Source organism: Cellulomonas sp. GbtcB1 (genome assembly GCF_019091725.1).
Taxonomy (GTDB): Bacteria; Actinomycetota; Actinomycetes; order Actinomycetales; family Cellulomonadaceae; genus Cellulomonas.
Genome location: NZ_JAGXJG010000025.1, coordinates 1 through 18,038, shown reverse-complemented (window position 1 = coordinate 18,038; position 18,038 = coordinate 1). Strand labels below are relative to the sequence as shown.

Annotated in this window: 18 protein-coding genes; 6 read left to right on the top strand and 12 right to left on the bottom strand. The window is 76.6% G+C overall.

Features of this window, described 5'->3' with window-relative positions; translation table 11 throughout:
- Nucleotide 1: 1 nt before the first annotated feature.
- Nucleotides 2-958: a DUF881 domain-containing protein gene (locus KVT14_RS10735; RefSeq protein WP_308161021.1), complete on the bottom strand. Its 957-nt coding sequence runs from the start codon at nucleotides 956-958 to the stop codon at nucleotides 2-4.
- Entirely contained in the window at nucleotides 955-1,566 is a 612-nt protein-coding gene (locus tag KVT14_RS10730) for a CDP-alcohol phosphatidyltransferase family protein (protein WP_246855102.1), read from the bottom strand. The genes KVT14_RS10735 and KVT14_RS10730 overlap by 4 nt, the downstream gene beginning before the upstream one ends.
- 132 nt (nucleotides 1,567-1,698) lie before the next feature.
- On the opposite strand from KVT14_RS10730, the gene KVT14_RS10725 reads away from it, so the two are divergent.
- Both KVT14_RS10725 and KVT14_RS10720 read left to right on the top strand, forming a co-directional pair.
- The gene (locus tag KVT14_RS10725) at nucleotides 1,699-2,115 is read left to right on the top strand and encodes a CoA-binding protein (RefSeq protein ID WP_217615652.1); all 417 of its coding nucleotides are present in this window, start codon (nucleotides 1,699-1,701) and stop codon (nucleotides 2,113-2,115) included.
- 244 nt (nucleotides 2,116-2,359) lie between these two features.
- Nucleotides 2,360-4,261 carry a DEAD/DEAH box helicase gene (locus tag KVT14_RS10720; protein WP_254630747.1) on the top strand — a complete coding sequence of 634 codons (1,902 nt, stop codon included), beginning with the start codon at nucleotides 2,360-2,362 and terminating at the stop codon, nucleotides 4,259-4,261.
- Between the two features lie 190 nt (nucleotides 4,262-4,451).
- Here the strand turns inward: KVT14_RS10720 and KVT14_RS10715 are convergent, their stop codons facing one another.
- The 5 genes from KVT14_RS10715 to KVT14_RS10695 all read right to left on the bottom strand — a co-directional run bounded on the left by KVT14_RS10715 (nucleotide 4,452) and on the right by KVT14_RS10695 (nucleotide 8,639).
- Complete coding sequence (locus KVT14_RS10715) at nucleotides 4,452-5,507, bottom strand: low specificity L-threonine aldolase (RefSeq protein ID WP_147796770.1); 1,056 nt, start codon at nucleotides 5,505-5,507, stop codon at nucleotides 4,452-4,454.
- A gap of 35 nt (nucleotides 5,508-5,542) precedes the next feature.
- Nucleotides 5,543-5,965 (bottom strand): Fur family transcriptional regulator, encoded by a 423-nt coding sequence (locus KVT14_RS10710; RefSeq protein WP_217615651.1) that lies wholly within the window; start codon nucleotides 5,963-5,965, stop codon nucleotides 5,543-5,545.
- A 146-nt stretch (nucleotides 5,966-6,111) separates the two neighbouring features.
- On the bottom strand, nucleotides 6,112-6,393 hold the full coding sequence (locus tag KVT14_RS10705; protein ID WP_147796772.1) for an HU family DNA-binding protein: 282 nt from the start codon (nucleotides 6,391-6,393) through the stop codon (nucleotides 6,112-6,114).
- Nucleotides 6,394-6,533: 140 nt separating this feature from the next.
- The gene (locus KVT14_RS10700) at nucleotides 6,534-7,598 is read right to left on the bottom strand and encodes a PHP domain-containing protein (protein ID WP_308161020.1); all 1,065 of its coding nucleotides are present in this window, start codon (nucleotides 7,596-7,598) and stop codon (nucleotides 6,534-6,536) included.
- A gap of 3 nt (nucleotides 7,599-7,601) precedes the next feature.
- Nucleotides 7,602-8,639, bottom strand: coding sequence for a Ku protein (locus KVT14_RS10695; protein WP_217615650.1), 1,038 nt, complete (start codon nucleotides 8,637-8,639; stop codon nucleotides 7,602-7,604).
- A 78-nt stretch (nucleotides 8,640-8,717) separates the two neighbouring features.
- On the opposite strand from KVT14_RS10695, the gene KVT14_RS10690 reads away from it, so the two are divergent.
- Complete coding sequence (locus KVT14_RS10690) at nucleotides 8,718-9,644, top strand: DNA ligase (protein ID WP_254630751.1); 927 nt, start codon at nucleotides 8,718-8,720, stop codon at nucleotides 9,642-9,644.
- A gap of 133 nt (nucleotides 9,645-9,777) precedes the next feature.
- Nucleotides 9,778-10,362: a Dps family protein gene (locus KVT14_RS10685; protein WP_217615648.1), complete on the top strand. Its 585-nt coding sequence runs from the start codon at nucleotides 9,778-9,780 to the stop codon at nucleotides 10,360-10,362.
- 97 nt (nucleotides 10,363-10,459) lie between these two features.
- Here the strand turns inward: KVT14_RS10685 and KVT14_RS10680 are convergent, their stop codons facing one another.
- From KVT14_RS10680 to KVT14_RS10670, 3 genes are read right to left on the bottom strand one after another with little or no spacing between them, the layout of a single operon-like run.
- Nucleotides 10,460-10,669 carry a hypothetical protein gene (locus KVT14_RS10680; protein WP_217615647.1) on the bottom strand — a complete coding sequence of 70 codons (210 nt, stop codon included), beginning with the start codon at nucleotides 10,667-10,669 and terminating at the stop codon, nucleotides 10,460-10,462.
- A 52-nt stretch (nucleotides 10,670-10,721) separates the two neighbouring features.
- A complete protein-coding gene (locus tag KVT14_RS10675) occupies nucleotides 10,722-11,873 on the bottom strand; it encodes a hypothetical protein (RefSeq protein WP_217615646.1) in 1,152 nt (383 codons plus the stop codon).
- Nucleotides 11,818-13,692: a glycosyltransferase gene (locus KVT14_RS10670; RefSeq protein ID WP_308161019.1), complete on the bottom strand. Its 1,875-nt coding sequence runs from the start codon at nucleotides 13,690-13,692 to the stop codon at nucleotides 11,818-11,820. Before KVT14_RS10670 ends, KVT14_RS10675 begins: the two co-directional genes overlap by 56 nt.
- A gap of 120 nt (nucleotides 13,693-13,812) precedes the next feature.
- Between KVT14_RS10670 and KVT14_RS23150 the strand changes: the two genes are divergently transcribed.
- Both KVT14_RS23150 and KVT14_RS10660 read left to right on the top strand, forming a co-directional pair.
- Nucleotides 13,813-15,120: an EAL domain-containing protein gene (locus KVT14_RS23150; protein WP_217615645.1), complete on the top strand. Its 1,308-nt coding sequence runs from the start codon at nucleotides 13,813-13,815 to the stop codon at nucleotides 15,118-15,120.
- A gap of 74 nt (nucleotides 15,121-15,194) precedes the next feature.
- Complete coding sequence (locus KVT14_RS10660) at nucleotides 15,195-16,352, top strand: M20/M25/M40 family metallo-hydrolase (RefSeq protein WP_217615644.1); 1,158 nt, start codon at nucleotides 15,195-15,197, stop codon at nucleotides 16,350-16,352.
- Between the two features lie 12 nt (nucleotides 16,353-16,364).
- Here KVT14_RS10660 and KVT14_RS10655 read toward each other — a convergent pair whose 3' ends face one another.
- Nucleotides 16,365-17,219 (bottom strand): aminotransferase class IV, encoded by an 855-nt coding sequence (locus KVT14_RS10655; protein ID WP_308161018.1) that lies wholly within the window; start codon nucleotides 17,217-17,219, stop codon nucleotides 16,365-16,367.
- A 92-nt stretch (nucleotides 17,220-17,311) separates the two neighbouring features.
- A complete protein-coding gene (locus KVT14_RS10650; RefSeq protein ID WP_217615643.1) occupies nucleotides 17,312-17,869 on the bottom strand; it encodes a hypothetical protein in 558 nt (185 codons plus the stop codon).
- Nucleotides 17,870-18,038 lie beyond the last annotated feature (169 nt).

The following is an 18,038-nucleotide window of genomic DNA, read 5'->3' as shown; positions in this document are numbered from 1 at the left end:
CTCAGTCCCCCTCGCTCTCGTCCCCGGACAGTGTGCCCGACGGCGCGGTCGAACCCGCGGGACCCGGCGTCGCGCCGGGCAGGACCGGCACGCCCTCGGGCAGCTCGGCGGACCGCAACGTCACGGTGCCCGCCGCGGGCAGGTGCAGGTCCCGCTGCGACGACACGCGGGTCGGGATGCCGTACGTCGACTGCAGGACGGCGAGCAGCTGGCCGCCCGACGTACGGGCCAAGCCGGTCTGCATGCCCTGCGGGTCGCCGATCGCCTCGATCGCGTACGGCCCCACCAGCGGCACGACGTCGACCAGGATCGCGTCGCCCGCCGTGCGGATCGCCGTCGTGGGGCCCAGCCGCTCGCCGTTCACCGCGATCGCCTCCGCGCCCGAGGCCCACAGCCCGTTGACCACGAGCTGCAGGTCGGAGTCCCGGACCCGCCCGTTCGGGTCGTCGTCGTCCGCGTCGGCGTCCTGCAGCGTGATCCGCAGCCCGTCCCCGGTGACGGCCGTCGCGCCGGACGCGACGGAGTCGACCGCCAGCTGGTCGAGCAGCGGCGAGTCCGCGCCGGACAACGCCTGCTCCTGGAGCAGGGCGATCTCGTCCGACAGCGCCGCGCTCCGGTCCCGCAGCCGGTCGAGCTCGGCGCTGCGCTCGGTGATCTGCCCGGCGAGCACCTCGCGCGCGGCGATCGCGGACGGCTGCGGGGCGCGCAGCGCGAGCACGGACCAGGTCGTGGCCGCGCCCAGCACGACCGCCAGCACGGCCACCGCGACGGTGCCGCGCCCGCCCCGGCGCCGCGGCTTGCCGGCCGCGGCGCGCCGCTCGGCCGCCTCGCGGTACTCGGGGTCGAGCGGGTGCTGGGTGACCTCGGTCAGCAGCGACATCGAGGCGTCGAGGCGACGCCGCACCGGGCCCCCCGCGGGGTCGCGGCCGGCTCGGTCCCCCGGGCGGGGGTCCGTCACACGGCCACCGTGCGGGCCTCACCCGCGTCCGCGCCGCCGCGCCGGCCGACGAGCTGCCACGCCTGACGCACGTACAGGAGGCCGGCGAACCAGTACAGGGCGACGCCCCACCACGCGCAGGCCCAGCCGAGCACGGACGCCAGGTCGCCCACGATGCCGCCCCAGTGCGCGAGCAGCAGCAGCGGGAACGCGTACAGCAGGGCGAACGTGCCGGCCTTGCCCGCGAGGTGCACCTGCAGCGGGCCGTAGCCGTGCCGCGCGAGCACCACCAGCATGACCACCAGCATCGCCTCGCGGGCGAGCAGCACGACCACGAGCCACCACGGCACGACACCGCGGGCCGCGAGGCCGAGCAGCGTGACGAAGATGAACAGCCGGTCCGCCGCCGGGTCGAGGACCTGGCCGAGCCGCGACACCTGCCCGAGGCGGCGCGCCAGCACGCCGTCGAGCCAGTCGCTGGCGCCGGACACCGCGAGGACCCCGAGGGCCCAGCCGTCGTGCCCGGCGACGATGAGCACCGCGAACACCGGCACCATCAGCAGCCGGATCAGGCTGATCACGTTCGGCACGGTGAGGACGCGGTCGCTCACCACGTCCCGCTCCGCCACAGCTCTCCCGCCTCGTACGCCCTGATCGACGCCGCTCATCCTACGCAGGTGGGGACCGCTCTCCGGCCACCTCGGCGCCCCGGCCGCGTCGGGTCCCGCGCGGCGGTCGTCCCGCCGTGGTTCGCTGGCCGCATGGCCCACGTCAACGACCCCGCCGTCATCGACCGCCTGCTCCGCGCGCCCGGCACCTGGGCGGTCGTCGGGCTGTCCACCAACCGGGCGCGCGCGGCGTACGGGGTGGCGGCCTACCTGCAGGACCTCGGGCAGACGATCGTCCCCGTGCACCCGCGGGCGGAGACGGTGCACGGCGCCCCCGGGGTGCGGACCCTGGCGGAGGCGGGCGGGCCGGTCGACGTGGTGGACGTGTTCGTGAACTCCGGGCTGGCGGGCGACGTCGTCGACCAGGCGGTCGCCGTCGGGGCGCGGGCGGTGTGGCTGCAGCTGGGCGTGGTCGACGAGGCGGCGGCGGAGCGGGCCGCGGCGGCGGGGCTCGACGTCGTGATGGACACCTGCCCGGCGATCGAGGGCCGGCGGCTCGGGCTGGGCTGAGCCGCCGCGCCGCGCCGGACGGCGCTGTGCCCGAGGTCACCGCCGCCCTCCCCCGCGTCCGGCGGTCCGGGCCGGTAGACTGGTGGAACTCGGAGTCAGTCGCAGTGTCCCGTGATGTGCGTGCCGAGGCCCCCCTCTCCTGACGTGGCGGCCTCGTGATGTGTGGGTGTGGGAGTGCGACCGCGTGGCCGACCGGAACCCGGGCGGCGCACAGCTCCCCCCAGCGACACGAAACGGTGCTGCCTTGACGTCCCTGCTCGACCCTGCCCTGCCCGCGTCCGACGAGACCGTCGCGACCGGCCCCACCTTCGCCGACCTCGACCTGCCCGCGCCGCTGCGCGAGGCCGTCCTGGAGCTCGGCTTCACCACGCCGACCGCGATCCAGGCGGAGGCCATCCCGGCCCTGCTGTCGGGCCGCGACATCACCGGCGTCGCCCAGACCGGCACCGGCAAGACCGCCGCGTTCGGCCTGCCGCTGCTCGCCGCCGTCGACCCGGAGCTCCGCGAGGTGCAGGCGATCGTCCTGGCCCCGACGCGCGAGCTCGCCATGCAGGTCGCCGAGGCGCTGGAGTCCTTCGCCTCGAAGATGCCGGGGCTCGAGGTCGTCCCGGTCTACGGCGGCTCGCCGTACCTGCCCCAGCAGCGCGCCCTGCGCGGCGGCGCCCAGGTCGTCGTCGGCACGCCCGGCCGCGTCATCGACCACCTCGACCGCGGCTCCCTGAAGCTCGACGCGGTGCGGTTCCTCGCGCTCGACGAGGCCGACGAGATGCTGCGGATGGGCTTCGTCGACGACGTCGACCGCATCGCCTCCGCGACGCCCGCCTCCAAGCAGGTGGCGCTGTTCTCCGCGACCATGCCGCCGGCCATCCGCCGCGTCGCCGCGCAGCACCTCACCGACCCGGTCGAGATCACCGTCGCCCGCCAGTCGTCCACGGTGTCGAGCGTCCGGCAGACCTACGCCGTCGTCCCGTTCCGGCACAAGGCCGGCGCGCTGGCCCGCGTGCTCGCGGTGTCCGACGCCGACGCGGCGATCGTGTTCGTCCGCACCCGCAGCGCCGCCGAGGACGTGGCCGTCTCGCTCGTCGAGCGCGGCGTCGCCGCCGCCTACATCTCCGGCGACGTGGCGCAGGGCGACCGGGAGAAGATCGTCGAGCGCGTCCGCTCCGGCGCGATCAACGTCCTCGTGGCCACCGACGTCGCGGCGCGCGGCCTCGACATCGACCGCATCGGGCTCGTCGTGAACTTCGACGTCCCGGGCGAGCCCGAGGCCTACGTGCACCGCATCGGCCGCACCGGCCGCGCGGGCCGCACCGGCGAGGCGCTGACCTTCGTCACCCCGAACGAGAACGGCAAGCTCCGGGCGATCGAGCGGACCACCCGCCAGCAGCTCGAGCAGATCCAGATCCCGTCGCCCGCGGACGTGTCGGCGCACCGCGTCGCCGCGCTGCTCGGGCGGGTCCCCGCCCGGCGCGAGGTCGGCCGCCTGGACCTGTACCGCACCGCCGCCGCCGAGTTCCTCGCCGCGCACCCGGAGACGGACGCCGCCGAGCTGGTCGCCGTGCTCGCCGCCCTGGCCGTCGGCGACGAGGGCCCGGCACCGCGTCCGACCGAGGGCGACGACCTCGACGACGCGCTGTCCCGCGCGCACCTCGCTCCCGAGCGCGGCCCGCGCCGCGACGGCGCCGAGGGCGGACGCCCGCGCAGCGCGGCCCGCCCGAGCAGCGGTGGCCCGCGCTACCGCCTCGCGGTCGGCTCGAAGGACGGCGTGCAGCCCGGCGGCATCGTCGGCGCGCTGACGAACGAGGGCGGCCTGACCGGCAAGGACCTCGGGAAGATCGACATCTTCTCGACCTTCTCGCTCGTCGAGATCCCCGCGGGCCTGTCCCCCGAGGCCTTCGACCGCATCGGCCGCGCCCGCGTCGCCGGCCGCCCGCTGCGGATCCGCGTGGACGAGGGCCCGCGCGGCGCGGGTCGCCCGGACCGCGGCGCCTCCCGCGGCCCGGCGCACCACGGCCCGCGCACCGGCCGGGACGGCGCCCGCGAGGGCGGCTACGGCTCCCGCGGCGAGGGCTACGGCTCGCGCGACGGCGGCCGGGACTTCGGCGGCCGGGACGCGCGCCCGCGTCGCTCGACCACCCCGCGCTGACCCGCGGCGCGCCGCTGAGGCGCGCCCGACGCGCGAAGGGGCCCGGCACCGACCACGGTGCCGAGCCCCTTCGTGTGTCGACCCCGGGGTCAGCGCGCCGGCGCCGGCGACGAGTTCGGTGTTCCCAGCCGAGTTCGGTGCTCCCGAGCACCGAACTCGGCGGGAACCACCGAACCGGCGGACCCCCGGGTCAGGCCGCCGCGGCCGCCGCGCGGCCGACCGCCGCGACGAACGCGTCCACGTCCGCCTCGGTGGTGTCGAACGCGCACATCCAGCGCACCTCGCCCGTGGCGCGGTTCCAGTCGTAGAACCGCCGCACCTCGCGGAGCGCGTCCGCCACCCCGGCCGGGAGCGCGGCGAACACGGCGTTGGCGTCGGTGGCCTGGGTGACACGCACGCCCGGCACCGCCTCGACGCCGGCCCGCAGCCGCTGCGCCATCGCGTTGGCGTGCCGCGCGGACCGGAGCCACAGGTCGCCCTCGTACAGGGCGATCAGCTGCGCCGACACGAACCGCATCTTGGACGCGAGCTGCATGTCGACCTTGCGCTGGAACGCGATGCCCGGCGTCGACCCCGGGGTCAGCTCGAGGACCGCCTCGCCGAACAGGATGCCGTTCTTGGTGCCGCCGAGGGACACGACGTCGACGCCGACGTCGGTGGTCAGCGCGCGCATCGGCAGGTCGAGCGCCGCGGCCGCGTTGCCGAGCCGGGAGCCGTCCAGGTGCACCCGCAGGCCGAGGGCGTGCGCGTGCGTGGTGATCGCGAGGATCTCGTCGGGCGTGTAGACGGTGCCGAGCTCGGTCGCCTGGGTGATGGAGACGACCCCGGGCTGGGCGCGGTGCTGGTCGCCGAAGCCGTGCGCGTGCCGGTCGACGAGCTCCGGGGTGAGCTTGCCGTCGGGGGTCGGCACGGTCAGCAGCTTGATGCCGCCGACGCGCTCGGGGGCGGCGTTCTCGTCCGTGTTGATGTGGGCGGTCTCGGCGCAGATGACGGCGCCCCAGCGGGGCAGCATCGTCTGGAGGGCGACCACGTTCGCGCCGGTGCCGTTGAACACCGGGTACGCGGTCGCGTCGGCGCCGAAGTGGCCGCGGAGCACGTCCTGGAGGTGCTCGGTGTACGGGTCGGCGCCGTAGCCGGGGACGTGCCCGTCGTTGGCGGCGGCGAGGGCCGCGAGCACCTCGGGGTGCACCCCCGCGTAGTTGTCGGAGGCGAAGTCGTGCCGGGCGGGGTCGTGCAGTCTGTCCACCCGCCCATCCTCCCCCACGCGGGGAGGTGCGCCGGTCAGCGCGTCGCCGCCGCCTCGGCCGCGTGCCGGGCGCGGCACTCCGCGCAGGTGCCGAGCAGCTCGATGGTGTGCTCGACGTCGGAGAAGTCGTGCGCGGCGCCCACCTGCTCGGCCCACGCCTCGGCCCCGGGGCCGTCGATCTCGACCGCCTTGCCGCAGGACCGGCAGACCAGGTGGTGGTGGTGGCTGCGCCGCACGCACCGGCGGTAGACCGCCTCCCCGTCGGGCGACCGCAGCACGTCGACCTCGCCGGCGTCGGCGAGCGTCTGGACGGCGCGGTACACGGTCGCGAGCCCCGTGGTGGAGCCCTGGGACCGCAGCAGGTCGTGCAGCTGCTGGGCGGAGCGGAACTCGTCGAGGTCGTCGAGCAGCCCCAGGATCTCGGTGCGCTGCTTCGTGGTGCGCTGCGTGACGGCCATCGGTGCGTGCTCCCTCCTCCGGGCGTCCCTCGGCGGGACGGCCGACCATGCTACTCAACGCCGGCGGGCACGTGATCCGTTCCCGGGCGCGCCGCGAGCCGGGAACCCGACGGGTCCCCGGCTCGCGTGCGGTGGTGCGGGGTCGCTCAGTTGGCGACGGCGCGCTTGAGGGCGCTGCCGGCGGTCAGCTTCACGCGGAAGCCGGCCGGGATGTCCAGCTTCTCGCCGGTCTGCGGGTTGATGCCGGTGCGCGCGGCACGGTCGGCACGGGACACCGCGAGCAGACCCGGGATGGTCACGGACTCGCCGGCGCTGAGCTGCTCGACCAGGACCTCCTGGAAGGCCTTGAGGGCCGCGTCGGCGGCGGTGTTGGTGAGCCCGGCCTTGGCGGCGATGGCCTGGACGAGCTCGGTGCGGTTCACGCTCACGGATGTGCTCCTATGTGTTCGAACTGGGTGCGCGGGCCGCTCGGCGCCTGCGTGGGGCGTCAGCTTCCGGCGGACCGACGCGGACGACCATAACGGCAGGCAGGGCGCTTCCGCGCATCGCCACGCGGGCGGTGTGTCGCTCAGGCAGCGACCTTCCGGCCCGCGAGGTGCTCCAAGAGGCGGTCGAGGGGCCACGCGTCGAGCACGCGGTCGGGCCCGATGCCGTGCGCGGCGGCGCGGTCGCAGCCCACCGGCTGCCACGACAGCTGCCCCGGCGCGTGCGCGTCGGTGTCGACCGTGAACAGGCAGCCGGCGTCGACCGCGACGTCGAGCAGCGCGTGCGGCGGGTCCAGCCGGTCGGGCCGGCAGTTCACCTCGACGGCCACCCCGTGCTCGGCGCAGTCGGCGAACACCGCGGCCGCGTCGAACTCGCTCGGCGGGCGCTGCCGCTTCCCGGTGAGCTGCCGCCCGGTGCAGTGGCCGAGCACGTCGACCCGCGGGTTCGCGACGGCCGCGCGCATCCGCCGGGTCATCGCGGCGGAGTCCATCCGGAGCTTGGAGTGCACGGACGCCACGACGACGTCGAGCCGGTCCAGCAGCTCGGGCTCCTGGTCGATCGACCCGTCGTCGAGGACGTCGACCTCGATGCCGGTGAGCACCCGGAACGGCGCGATCGCCCGGTTCAGCGCCTCGATCTGCTCGATCTGCGCCCGCAGCCGCGCCGGGGACAGGCCGTTGGCCACGGTGAGCCGCGGCGAGTGGTCCGTGATCGCGAGGTACTCGTGCCCGAGCTCCATCGCGGCCAGCACCATCTCCTGCGCGGTGGTGGACCCGTCGCTCGCCTCGGTGTGCGCGTGCAGGTCGCCGCGCAGCGCCGCCCGGAGCGCGGCGCCGTCGCCCGTGGCCTCCGCGGACGGGAACTTCTGCTCCAGGTCCAGCAGGTACGGCACCGGCCCGCCCGCCGCGGCGTCCGCGGCCACCTCGGCGGTGCGGGCGCCCACGCCCGGCAGGTCGGTCAGCGTGCCCGCCGCGAGCCGCGCCCGGACCTCGTCGGGGCCGGTGCGCTCGAGCGAGCGGACGGCCGCCCGGAAGGCGTCCGCGCGGTACGACGTCGCGCCCCCGCGCTCGAGCAGGAACGCGGCGCGCCGGAGGGCGGCCACGACGGCCTCGTGCACGGACGCGGCGTCCCCGGGTGCGCTCGCCACGCGTCAGGACGCCCGCTTGCGCCGGGTGCGCGCGGGCTTCTCGTCGGCCGCCTTGTCCTCGGCCGGCTTCTCGTCGTCGGCCTTCTTGGCGCGCGAGCGGGTCGACGTCGACTTCCGGGCGGGCTTCTCCTCGGCGTCGTCGGCGGCCGCCGCCTTCGCGCGGGACGACGACTTCCGGGCCGGCGCCTTCTTCTCCGCCTTCTCCTCGGCCGCGGCGGGCTCCGCGTCCTTCCCCGACGACGCGCCGCCCCCGCCGCGCGCCTTCTCCACGCTGCGCTGCAGCGCCGCCAGCAGGTCGACGACCTCGCCCGCGGGCTGGCCGCCCTCGCCGACCTCCTCGGCCTGCGGCACCGCCTGCGTGCGGCCCGACGACACCTTCGCCTCGATCACCTGCTCCAGCGCGGCGCGGTACCGGTCCTCGAAGCCGGACGGGTCGAAGTCGCCGGCCAGGGACTCCACGAGCGACGACGCCATCGCGAGCTCCTGCGGCTTGACGGTGACGTCCTGGTCGAGGATCGGGAAGTCCGCCTCGCGCACCTCGTCCGGCCAGAGCAGCGTCTGCAGGCAGATCACGTCGTCCCGCACGCGCAGCACCGCCATCGACTCGCGCTGCCGCAGGGCGACCTTGACGACGGCCATCCGGTCGGTGCTGGTCAGCGCCTCGCGGAGCAGCGCGTACGGCTTCGCGGCCGTGCGGTCCGGCTCCAGGTAGTAGGTCTTGGCGAGCAGGATCGGGTCCACCTGGTCGGCGGGGACGAACTCGATGACCTCGATCTCGCGCTCGGTGGCGAGCGGCAGCTGGTCGAGGTCCTCGTCGGTGAGGACCACGAGCTGCCCGTCGTCGGTCTCGTAGCCCTTGGCGATCTCGCTGTACTCGACCGGCTCGTCCTCGATCGAGCACACCTTGCGGTACCGGATCCGGCCGCCGTCCTTCTTGTGCACCTGGTGCAGCGGCACCTCGTGCTCCCCCGTGGCCGCGTAGAGCTTGACCGGCACGTTGACCAGCCCGAACGCGACGGCGCCCTTCCAGATCGCGCGCATCGTGACCACCCTCCCCGGCGCGGAGCACTCCCCCGCGACGACTCCGCGTGCTGTGGGCAGGATGGACCCGTGCAGCCCATGCTCGCCACCCCTGTCCCCGTCCCGGGCCGCCTGCCCGCAGGTCCGGGCTGGCGGTTCGAGGTGAAGTGGGACGGTGTCCGCATCCTCGCCGACACCACGGGAGACCGCCTCCGGATGCTCGGCCGCAACGGCCGGGACGCCGCGCCCGCGTACCCCGAGCTCGCGGGGCTGGCGGGCCTGCCGCCGGGCACCGTGCTCGACGGCGAGGTGGTCGCGATGCGGGACGGGGTGCCGTCGTTCCCGGCCCTGGCGGAGCGGATGCACGTCCGGGACCCCGCGCGCGCCGCCGCCCTCGCCCGCCGGGTGCCCGTGAGCTACCTCGTGTTCGACGTGCCGGTCCTGGCGGGCGAGGACCTCACCCGGCGGCCGTTCGACGAGCGGCGCGCCGCCATGGAGACGGTCCCGCTGCCCGAGCGCGTCCAGCTGTCCCCCGTGTACTCCGACGGCGACGTGATCTGGTCCGCCACCCGGGCGCAGGGCCTGGAGGGCGTGGTGGCCAAGCGCGCCGGCTCGACGTACCAGCCCGGCCGCCGGTCCGGCGACTGGCTCAAGGCGGTGCACCACACCACCCGCACCGCGCTGGTCGGCGGCTGGCGCCCCGAGACGACCGGGAGCGGCCGCATGGGGGCGGTGCTGCTGGGCGCCCCGGACGCGGCGGGCGGCCTCCGCTTCCTGTGCCGCGCCGGCAGCGGGCTGGCCGGGACGCTGGCCCGGGACCTCACCGCGGCGCTGCGGCCGCTGGAGCGGGCGACGTCGCCGTTCGCCGAGCGGCTGGAGCCCGTCGACGCCCGGGGCACCGTCTGGGTGGAGCCGGTGGTGCTGCTCGACGTCCGCTACCTCACCCGGACGCCGTCGGGGCGGCTGCGGCAGCCGGTGCTCCGCGGGCGCCGGGACGACACCGCGCCCGACCCGTGGGAGGCGTGACACCCGGGCGCCCGCGCGGGCGCGACGACGGCCGCCCGCACCCGTCCCACCTGCGATTGCGCGACCCCGGAGGTTGCGGCAGCGTGGGTGCCAGCCGGCGCCGTCGGGCGCCGAGGACGCAAGGAGGAGACTGATGGTTCGCCGCACGGAGCTGCCGAAGTACACCGTCCCGTCGCTCACGGTCGAGGACGGCCGGACGGTCGCCGCGATCCTGCAGCAGCGCCTCAACGCGCTGAACGACCTGGCGCTCACGCTCAAGCACATCCACTGGAACGTCACCGGCCCGCACTTCATCGCGGTGCACGAGATGATCGACCCGCAGGTCGACGCCGTGCGCGCCATGGTGGACGCCATCGCCGAGCGCATCGCGACCCTCGGCGTCGCCCCGGTGGGCACCCCCGGCGCGCTGGTGCAGGACCGCAGCTGGGACGACTACTCGATCGGCCGGGCCGGCGCGATCGAGCACCTGGGCGCCCTGGACGAGGTCTACGTGGGCGTCGTCACCGACCACCGCGAGGCCGCGGCCGCGACCGAGGACCTCGACACGGTCACGAACGACATGCTGGTCGGCCACCTGCACGAGCTGGAGCTGTTCCACTGGTTCGTGCGGGCGCACCTCGAGAACGCGGGCGGCGAGCTGAGCACCGCGGACGCCGAGGGCGAGCAGGAGTCGGCGCAGGACGCCGGCGCCGCCGCCAAGGACCCGTCCTCCGTCTGACGGCGCGCCGGTCGCGCGGCCCACGCCCGCGACCCCCGGAGCGCCGAGGCCCCGGTCACCCGAGGGTGGCCGGGGCCTCGTGCTGCGCGGGCGGGGGTCAGAGCCGCTCGGGGTCGTCCCAGTCGTCCGACGCCGCGATCGCCTCGTCGTCGGGGAGCAGCTCGCTGTCCCGCAGGGTGCGCGGCGCACGGGCCGGGTCTCCGCCCGAGCGGACGTCGGTGGCGCGGAGCTCGGCCTCGGACGGCAGGGCCTCGGCGCGGTGGTTCGCGGCGGTCTCGGAGGTGAGGTCACGGGGGCGGGTCGTCATGCCTCGGTTGTACCGCGTCGCGGCGGCGGCCACCAGCCCGGGCGGCGCGGGGTCAGCCCCCCAGCACCGCCCGCGCCCACACCCCGAGCGTCCCGCCCGACGTCAGCACGACGAGCCAGCCGATCGCGACCTGCGCGACGGACGCCACCACGATCGCGACCCGCCGCCGCGGACCGGGGTTCCGCGGCGCGAGCAGCAGCACGTACAGCGCGGTCAGCACGATCCACGTCTGGCCCGCGGCCTCGCGCAGCCCGAGCCACAGCGACAGGTACAGCCCGACGACGGCGATGCCCGGCGCGATGAGCGACCACGGGTCCCGGACGGCGCGCACGGTGGACGCGACCAGGACCAGCGGCGCGGCGAGCAGCGCGAGGGCGATCTGCCGGAGCGCCTCCGCCGCCGAGGCGCCCGCGCCGCCCGGGAGCCAGCCGGCGGGCGTCGCCGCCTCCATGCCCCCGAGCGGGTCGGACGAGAACCACCACGACGCGTACAGCCAGAACGCGACCGCGGCGAGGGCGGGGAACAGCAGCACCGCGACGGTCGCCTCGTGCGCCCGCCGCCCCGACCGGCCGGCGCGCCGCGCGAAGAACGGCGCGACGGCCGCGAGCGTGAGCGCGTACAGCCACGCGCCCGGGTCGAGCATGACGGCGACACCCAGCGCGAGCCCGGCCCGGAAGCCCGCCTCGGTGGAGCGCTGCTCGACGAACGCGCCGATGCCGTCCAGCGCGAGCACGAGCAGCGCGACGCCCAGGAGCGACACCAGGTCGTTCGACGCCAGGTAGTACAGGGGCGGGGTCAGCACCAGCGTCCCGAGGACCGCCGCGGTCGCCCACGGGCCGAGGCCCTCGCGGACGAGCACCGCCGCGAGCCGCTGCAGCGTGAAGCCGAGCACGGCGGCGGCGAGCAGGCTCATCGCCAGGGTGCTGCCGCCGAGCAGGGCCGACACCGCGGCCGACAGCGGCGGGAACACGCTCGCGATCCAGGACAGCCCGCTGTCGCCCCACTGCACGAGCGCGCCCCGGTCGGCCAGCGCCTCGTTCGCCGCGGGCACCCACCCGGCGGCCCGGGAGAGGAGCGCGACCGCGACGAACGGCAGCGCCAGGGCGACCCGCAGCCCCCAGCGCGCGGCGGGGCGGACCGGCCAGGTGTCAGCCGCGTACCGACGCGGGGACGTGCGCGGCAGCGGCGACGCCAGTGAGGCCATGTGCGGTCTTCTCCCAGTAGTGCGGCTTCGTGATGAGCTGCCAGAGCGCCTTGTACGCGGCGACGGAGTGCAGCAGCCAGTACGCCGGGTTCGCCAGGCCCCACAGCACGAGGCCGTACCGGCGGCGCTTGAAGGCGCCCATCATCGAGACGTAGATCATGAGCGCGCTGCCGACGCCCAGGTTGAACAGCGAGAGCCAGAGCACCCAGCCGGGGAACAGGAACGCCAGCTGGTCCGGGTCGAGGAGCAGCGACGCGAGGAACACCGCGTACAGCAGCGGCACCGCGAGGAAGGTCGCGGGCGTGCCGCCGACGAGGAACAGGAACGACAGCGTCTGCCGGAGACCGGCCACCTTCACGAGCCGGAACGGCTGCCGCAGGTGCACCAGCGTCGTCTGCATGTAGCCCTTGATCCACCGGGAGCGCTGCCGCACGAAGTTCGGGTAGGAGGTGTTGGCCTCCTCGTACGTGGTCGAGTCGATGACCCCGACCCGCATCCCCTCGGCCGACGCCCGGATGCCCAGGTCCGCGTCCTCGGTGACGTTGTACGGGTCCCAGCCGCCGAGCCGGCGCAGGCCGCTGACCCGGAAGTGGTTCGACGTGCCGCCGAGCGGGATCGCGAGCTTCCCGTACTCCAGCCCGGGCAGCATGTAGTCGAACCAGAACGAGTACTCCAGCGTGAACATCCGGGTCAGCGGGTTCTCGTCGGCGTTGAAGTAGTTGAGCGCGGCCTGCACGCAGACCAGCTCCTCCCCCGCCTGCCGGAACGCGAGCACGGCCTTCTTGAGCTGGTCGGGCTCGGGCTTGTCCTCGGCGTCGTAGATCACGAGGTACTCGCCGGTCGCGAACTCCAGGCCGACGTTGCACGCCTTGGGCTTGGTCTGCGGGGCGCCGGCCGGGACGGTGATGAACCGGAAGTGCGCCGGCGGGTGCGCGGCCTCCGCCGCGGCGCGGGTCTCGGTGTCGTCCTCCTCGACCAGGATCAGCACCTCGAGCAGGTGCGCCGGGTAGTCCAGCGCGCCGAGGTTGCCGATGAGGTTGGCGACGATGTTCGCCTCCTTGTACACGGGCACCAGGACCGTGTACCGCGGCAGCTCGTGGTCGGGGAGGGCGGCCAGCTCGGCGGGGTCGGTGCGCGTCACGTGCTCCATCCGCGCGCCGCGCAGCGACGCCCAGAACTTGAACCCCGTCCCCACCAGGAACGCCAGGCCCACCACGACCGACAGCGTGACGACGACCGCGCGCAGGTCCGCGACCGCCGCGAGCACGACCAGGACCAGCGCGACGACCAGCGCGACCCGCTGCCACGGCACGAGGACGGTCCGTGCGGACTGCGCCGGCGAGCGGCCCCACAGCCCGAGGCTCGCGCGCTCGCGCAGGTCCGGCCCGTAGCGGTCGAGGACGGCCTGCTGGAAGTCCCACCGGTCGGCGAGCACGAGGAACGGCTCCTCGCCCAGCGCGCCCGCGATCGCGGCGCGGCGCTCGGGCGTCGGCTCGTCGACCACCGCCACCACCAGGGTGCCGTCGCCGCGGCGCTCCAGCGGCAGCCACTGCTCCGCGAGCACGCGGCCGACGTCGGCGCCCTGCGCGTCGAGCGCCTCCGTGATCCGGGTCGGCACGACGTACGGCAGGCCCCACAGGTCGGCGAGCGCACGGGTCAGGGACTCCGAGTCGATCGCGCCGATCGCGATCAGCACCTGCCCGATGTAGGCGCCGGACTCCGCGGCGACCCGCTCCGCGGCGTCCAGCGTCGCCTTGCTGACCAGGCCCCGGTCGACGAGGTGGTCCCCCACCCGCCGGTCCTGCTGATGTCGCGCCACGCCGCCCCCGTCCCGTCCTGACCCGCGGCCACGCTAGCCCGAGCGGGCGCCCGGTGCCGCTCCGCACACGCCGACGTCCAGGACCTTCAACATCGCCGCGCGCCTACCGATCAGGACGAGGTGACCCTCCTGTCCGCTCCGGAGCACCCCGGCCGGCTGCCCGTGCCGGAGCTGCTCCGCACCGGCGGGGTGCACTGCGCGTACCAGCCGGTCGTCGAGCTCGCGACGGGCGAGGTGCTCGGCCGCGAGGCGCTGCTGCGGACGCCCGCGGACTCCGGCTGGCGGTCGCCGCTGGAGGTGCTGGACGCGGCGGAGCAGGCCGGCCTCCTCGGCGAGCTGGAGCGGGCGGCGATGTCGCGCGCGCTCGCGGACGCCGAGGCGGCGGCGGGCGGGGCCTCCCACACCCTGTTCCTCAACATCGAGCCCCGGACGCTGTCCCGGCACCTGCCGCTCGTGCTCGAGACGCTCGCGCGGCGCGGCCCGCAGGTGCGCGTGGTCGTCGAGATCACCGAGCGCGCGCTCGCCCTCGACCCGGCCGGGATGCTCGACGCGGCGGCCCGGCTGCGCGCGGCCGGGTGCGCCATCGCCCTGGACGACGTCGGGGCGGTCCCGGAGTCGCTCGCGTTCATCCCGCTGCTCGCGCCCGAGATCATCAAGCTCGACCTGCAGCTGCTCCGCACGCTCGAGGACCCCGAGACCATCACGGTCGCGGGCGCGGTCCGGGCACGCGCCGAGGCGACCGGTGCCCGGGTCGTCGCCGAGGGCATCGAGACCCAGGACGACCTGACGCGGGCGCTCGTGCTCGGCGCCGACCTCGGCCAGGGCTGGTTCCTCGGGCGGCCGCACCGGACGCTGCCCGCCGGCGAGCGGCACGCCGGGCGGCTCCCGCGCCCCCACGCGCCGCTCGGGGGCGCCGCCACGCCGTTCGAGGTCATCGGGACGCGCCGGGCCGTCCGCCTGGCGCCCAAGCGCCTCCTGCTCCCGCTGTCCCGCACCCTCGAGGCCGCGGCCGTCGCGCACCGGGTCCCCCCGGTGGTGCTCGGCGCGTTCCAGGACGAGCGGTTCTTCACCGGCCGGTCCGCGCGGCGCTACGAGCGGCTCGCCGGGGCGCTGCCGTTCGTCGGGGCGCTCGGCACCGGCCGCCCGGCCGCGCTGCCGGCCGACGTGCGGTGGGCGTCGCTCGACCCCGCCGAGCCGCTCGCCCAGGAGTGGACGGTGGTGGTCCTGGGGGCGCACGAGTCGGTGGCGCTCGTCGGGCGCGAGATCGACGGGCCGCGGTCCCGGCACTCGGCGGCCCTCGGCGCTCCCGTGGGGTCGCCCGAGGACGACGAGCGGGAGTTCGCGTTCGCGGTGACGCACGACCACGGGCTCGTGGCGGAGGCGGCGCAGAGCCTCCTGCGCCGGTTCCGGGCGGACTCCCCGGCCTGACGAGGCGGGCGTCCCGCGGGCGGGGCGGACGTCCCGCGGGCGGGGCGGACGCGACAGGCCTAGGTTCGGGGGGCATGAGGGGCGACGCCGCGGCCCTGGACGGGCTCGACGAGGCCGCCCGGCGCCGGCTGCCCGCGGACGCCGGGCGCCTGGAGCGGTACGTGCGCCTCGAGACCCCCACCGGTGCGGCCGCCGCGCTGGACGCGCTGGCGGACCTCGTGGTGGCGGACGCGCGCGCCGCCGGGTTCCGCGGCGACCGGGTGCCGACCGCGGACCCGGCATCGGGCGACGCCGTCGTCCTCGACCTGCCCGGCCGGGGACCGCGCGCGGGCGACGCCCCCGCGCTGCTGCTCGCCCACCACGACACCGTGCACGCCGTCGGCTCGGTCCCGGTCCGGCGGGACGGCGACGTGCTGCACGGGCCGGGGACCTACGACATGAAGGGCGGCCTCGTCGTCGCGCTGGCGGCGGCGGAGCTGCTGAGGGCCGCCGGGCTCGGGCACCGCCCGGTGCGGCTGCTGGTCACCCCGGACGAGGAGGTCGGCTCCCCCGCCACGGCGGGCCTGATCCGGGACGCCGCGCGCGGCGCCGCCTACGCCCTGGGCCTGGAGGCGCCGGGCGCGCACGGCGGGCTCAAGACCGCCCGGCGCGGCTCGACCCGCCTCCGGCTGCACGTCACCGGGCTGGCCGCGCACGCCGCGGTCGACCCGGACGCGGGCGTGTCGGCGACCGACGAGCTGCTCGACCAGCTCCTGGCCGCGCGGCGGTTCCTCGCCGAGCACCCGTCGGTGCTCGCGAACGTCGGCGTCGTCGCGGGCGGCACCCGGACGAACGTCGTGGCCGAGAGCGCCCGCGCCGACCTGGGTCTGCGGTTCGTCACCCACGCGAGCGAGCGCGCGGTGCTGGCGCGCCTCACCGAGCCCGTCCCGGTCCGGCCCGGGGCGGACGTCCGCGCGGAGGTGCTCTCCCGGCGGCCCGCGTGGGAGCCCGGCGCCGCGTCGCAGGGACTCCTCGCGGCGGTGGCCGCCGCGGCCGGCAGGATCGGGCAGGACGTCACCGGCGCGCCCGCGCCCGGGGCCGCCGACACGAACCTCACCGGGGCCGCGGGGCTGCCCACCCTCGACGGCTTCGGCCCGGGCGGCGGCGGGGCGCACGCGGCCACGGAGCACGTCCGGCTGCCCGCCCTCGCATCACGCGCCGCGCTGCTGGCCGCGACGCTGCACGGCGTCTGAGCGGGCGCCCCGTCAGGGGTCGAGGTGCTCGAGCTGCCGCTCCGCGAACACCCGGGCGACCGCGCGCGTCACCGGCCCGGGCGCGCCGCCGCCCACGGGCGCGCCGTCGACCGCGACCACGGGCTGCACGTCCCGGGCGGTCGACGTGAGGAACACCTCGTCCGAGCTGGTGAGCGCGTCGTAGGGCAGGTCGACCTCGCGGGCGCCGTGCCACTCGAGCACCAGGGCGCGGGTGACCCCCGCGAGGCAGCCGGAGGACAGCGGGGGCGTGAGCAGCTCCCCGTCCCGCACCACGAACACGTTCGTGCCCGTGCCCTCGCAGAGCTGCCCGCGGGTGTTGGCGAACACCGCCTCGCTCGCGCCGGCGGCCCGCGCCTGCGCGAGCGCCAGCACGTTCTCGCCGTACGAGGTCGTCTTGAGCCCGGTCAGCGCCCCGACGTCGTTGCGGCGGTAGGGCACGGTGACCACGCCGGTCTCGGGGTCCGGCTCGTGGCCCGGGGTGACGCCGAGCACCAGCGTCGGCGGTCCGTCGACCCGGCCGCTGCCCAGGACGCCCGGACCGCCGGTGAACGTGATGCGGAGCAGGTCGTAGGCGCTGGTGAGCAGGTCCGCGTTCGCCTCGACGACCTCGTGGGCCGCCCGCCGGACGAGCTCCGGGTCGAAGCCCGGCAGGCCGATGCCCGCGGCGGACCGCGTCATGCGCGCGACGTGCCGGGACAGCGCGAAGATCCGGCCGCGGTCGACCTTGACCGCCTCGAACACGCCGTCGCCCACGACGAACCCGTGGTCCCGCGCCGAGGTCGTCGCCTCCGCCTCGGGCAGCAGGCGCCCGTTGACCCAGAACACCGTCGACGTCACGTCCGCCACCGCCGCGCTCCTCGCGTCCCCGCGCCCGCGCCGGACCGCGGGTCGTCCCGCCGCAGCCTAGCCGCGCGCCGCCGCGGCGCCCGGGGACGCCGTCAGGCCGGGTCGGGCGCGCCGGCGAGCCCGGCGGCGCGGGCGACCTCCCCCGCCCAGGCGGTCGCCCGCTCGAGCTCGCCGTCGACGAGCGGCCCGTGCATGCCGGCGACGTGGAACCCGGCCGGCGGGAGCACCACCCGGCAACCGGCGCGGCGCAGCCGCTTGGCCATGCCCGCGGAGGCGCGCTTCGGGACGGGCCGGTCGACCCGGGTGTCGTAGGCCGCCGCGGGCGTGCCCTCGGGCGCCTCGAGCGCCTCGAGCCACTCGCGGACGCCCCGCCCCGTGTCGGCCCCCGGCTCCGCGTCCGCGCGCCGGCGCGCCTCGGGGTCGTCGAGGTGGTCCGGCCGGCTGCGCCGGGTCTCGGGGCGGCTCAGGGAGAACGCGTGCGTCGGGCCGCCGACGACCACGAGGTCGGTGCGGAGCGCGTCGGGCGCCGCCAGCACGTTCACCACCGAGACGTCCGCGCCGGGCGCGGCCGCGCGCAGCCCGGCCGCCACCGCCTCCGCGACGGCGTGGCTGTTCCCGAACAGGCTCTCGTAGACGACGTGCGCGCGCATGGCTGCCTCCCCTGGCTCCGCGGCGGGCGGGGCGACCCTGCGTCGCCCGTGCCGGCCACGCTAGGCGCGCCGCGGCGGGCCGGGATGGGCCGACGGTCCCGGGTGGGCCGCGGGACGGTGCGCGGCCGCGAGGCGGTGCGCGGCCGCGGCCGCGGCGGCTCGGGCGCGG

Excerpts from the sequence above, each read along its gene's own strand:
- KVT14_RS10725 (WP_217615652.1), top strand. The coding sequence starts at position 1,699 with ATGGCCCACGTCAACGACCCCGCCGTCATCGACCGCCTGCTCCGCGCG.
- KVT14_RS10710 (WP_217615651.1), bottom strand. The coding sequence starts at position 5,965 with ATGGCCGTCACGCAGCGCACCACGAAGCAGCGCACCGAGATCCTGGGG.
- KVT14_RS10680 (WP_217615647.1), bottom strand. The coding sequence starts at position 10,669 with ATGACGACCCGCCCCCGTGACCTCACCTCCGAGACCGCCGCGAACCAC.
- KVT14_RS10695 (WP_217615650.1), bottom strand. The coding sequence starts at position 8,639 with ATGCGCGCGATCTGGAAGGGCGCCGTCGCGTTCGGGCTGGTCAACGTG.
- KVT14_RS10675 (WP_217615646.1), bottom strand. The coding sequence starts at position 11,873 with ATGGCCTCACTGGCGTCGCCGCTGCCGCGCACGTCCCCGCGTCGGTAC.
- KVT14_RS10690 (WP_254630751.1), top strand. The coding sequence starts at position 8,718 with ATGCTCGCCACCCCTGTCCCCGTCCCGGGCCGCCTGCCCGCAGGTCCG.
- KVT14_RS10650 (WP_217615643.1), bottom strand. The coding sequence starts at position 17,869 with ATGCGCGCGCACGTCGTCTACGAGAGCCTGTTCGGGAACAGCCACGCC.
- KVT14_RS10660 (WP_217615644.1), top strand. The coding sequence starts at position 15,195 with ATGAGGGGCGACGCCGCGGCCCTGGACGGGCTCGACGAGGCCGCCCGG.
- KVT14_RS10685 (WP_217615648.1), top strand. The coding sequence starts at position 9,778 with ATGGTTCGCCGCACGGAGCTGCCGAAGTACACCGTCCCGTCGCTCACG.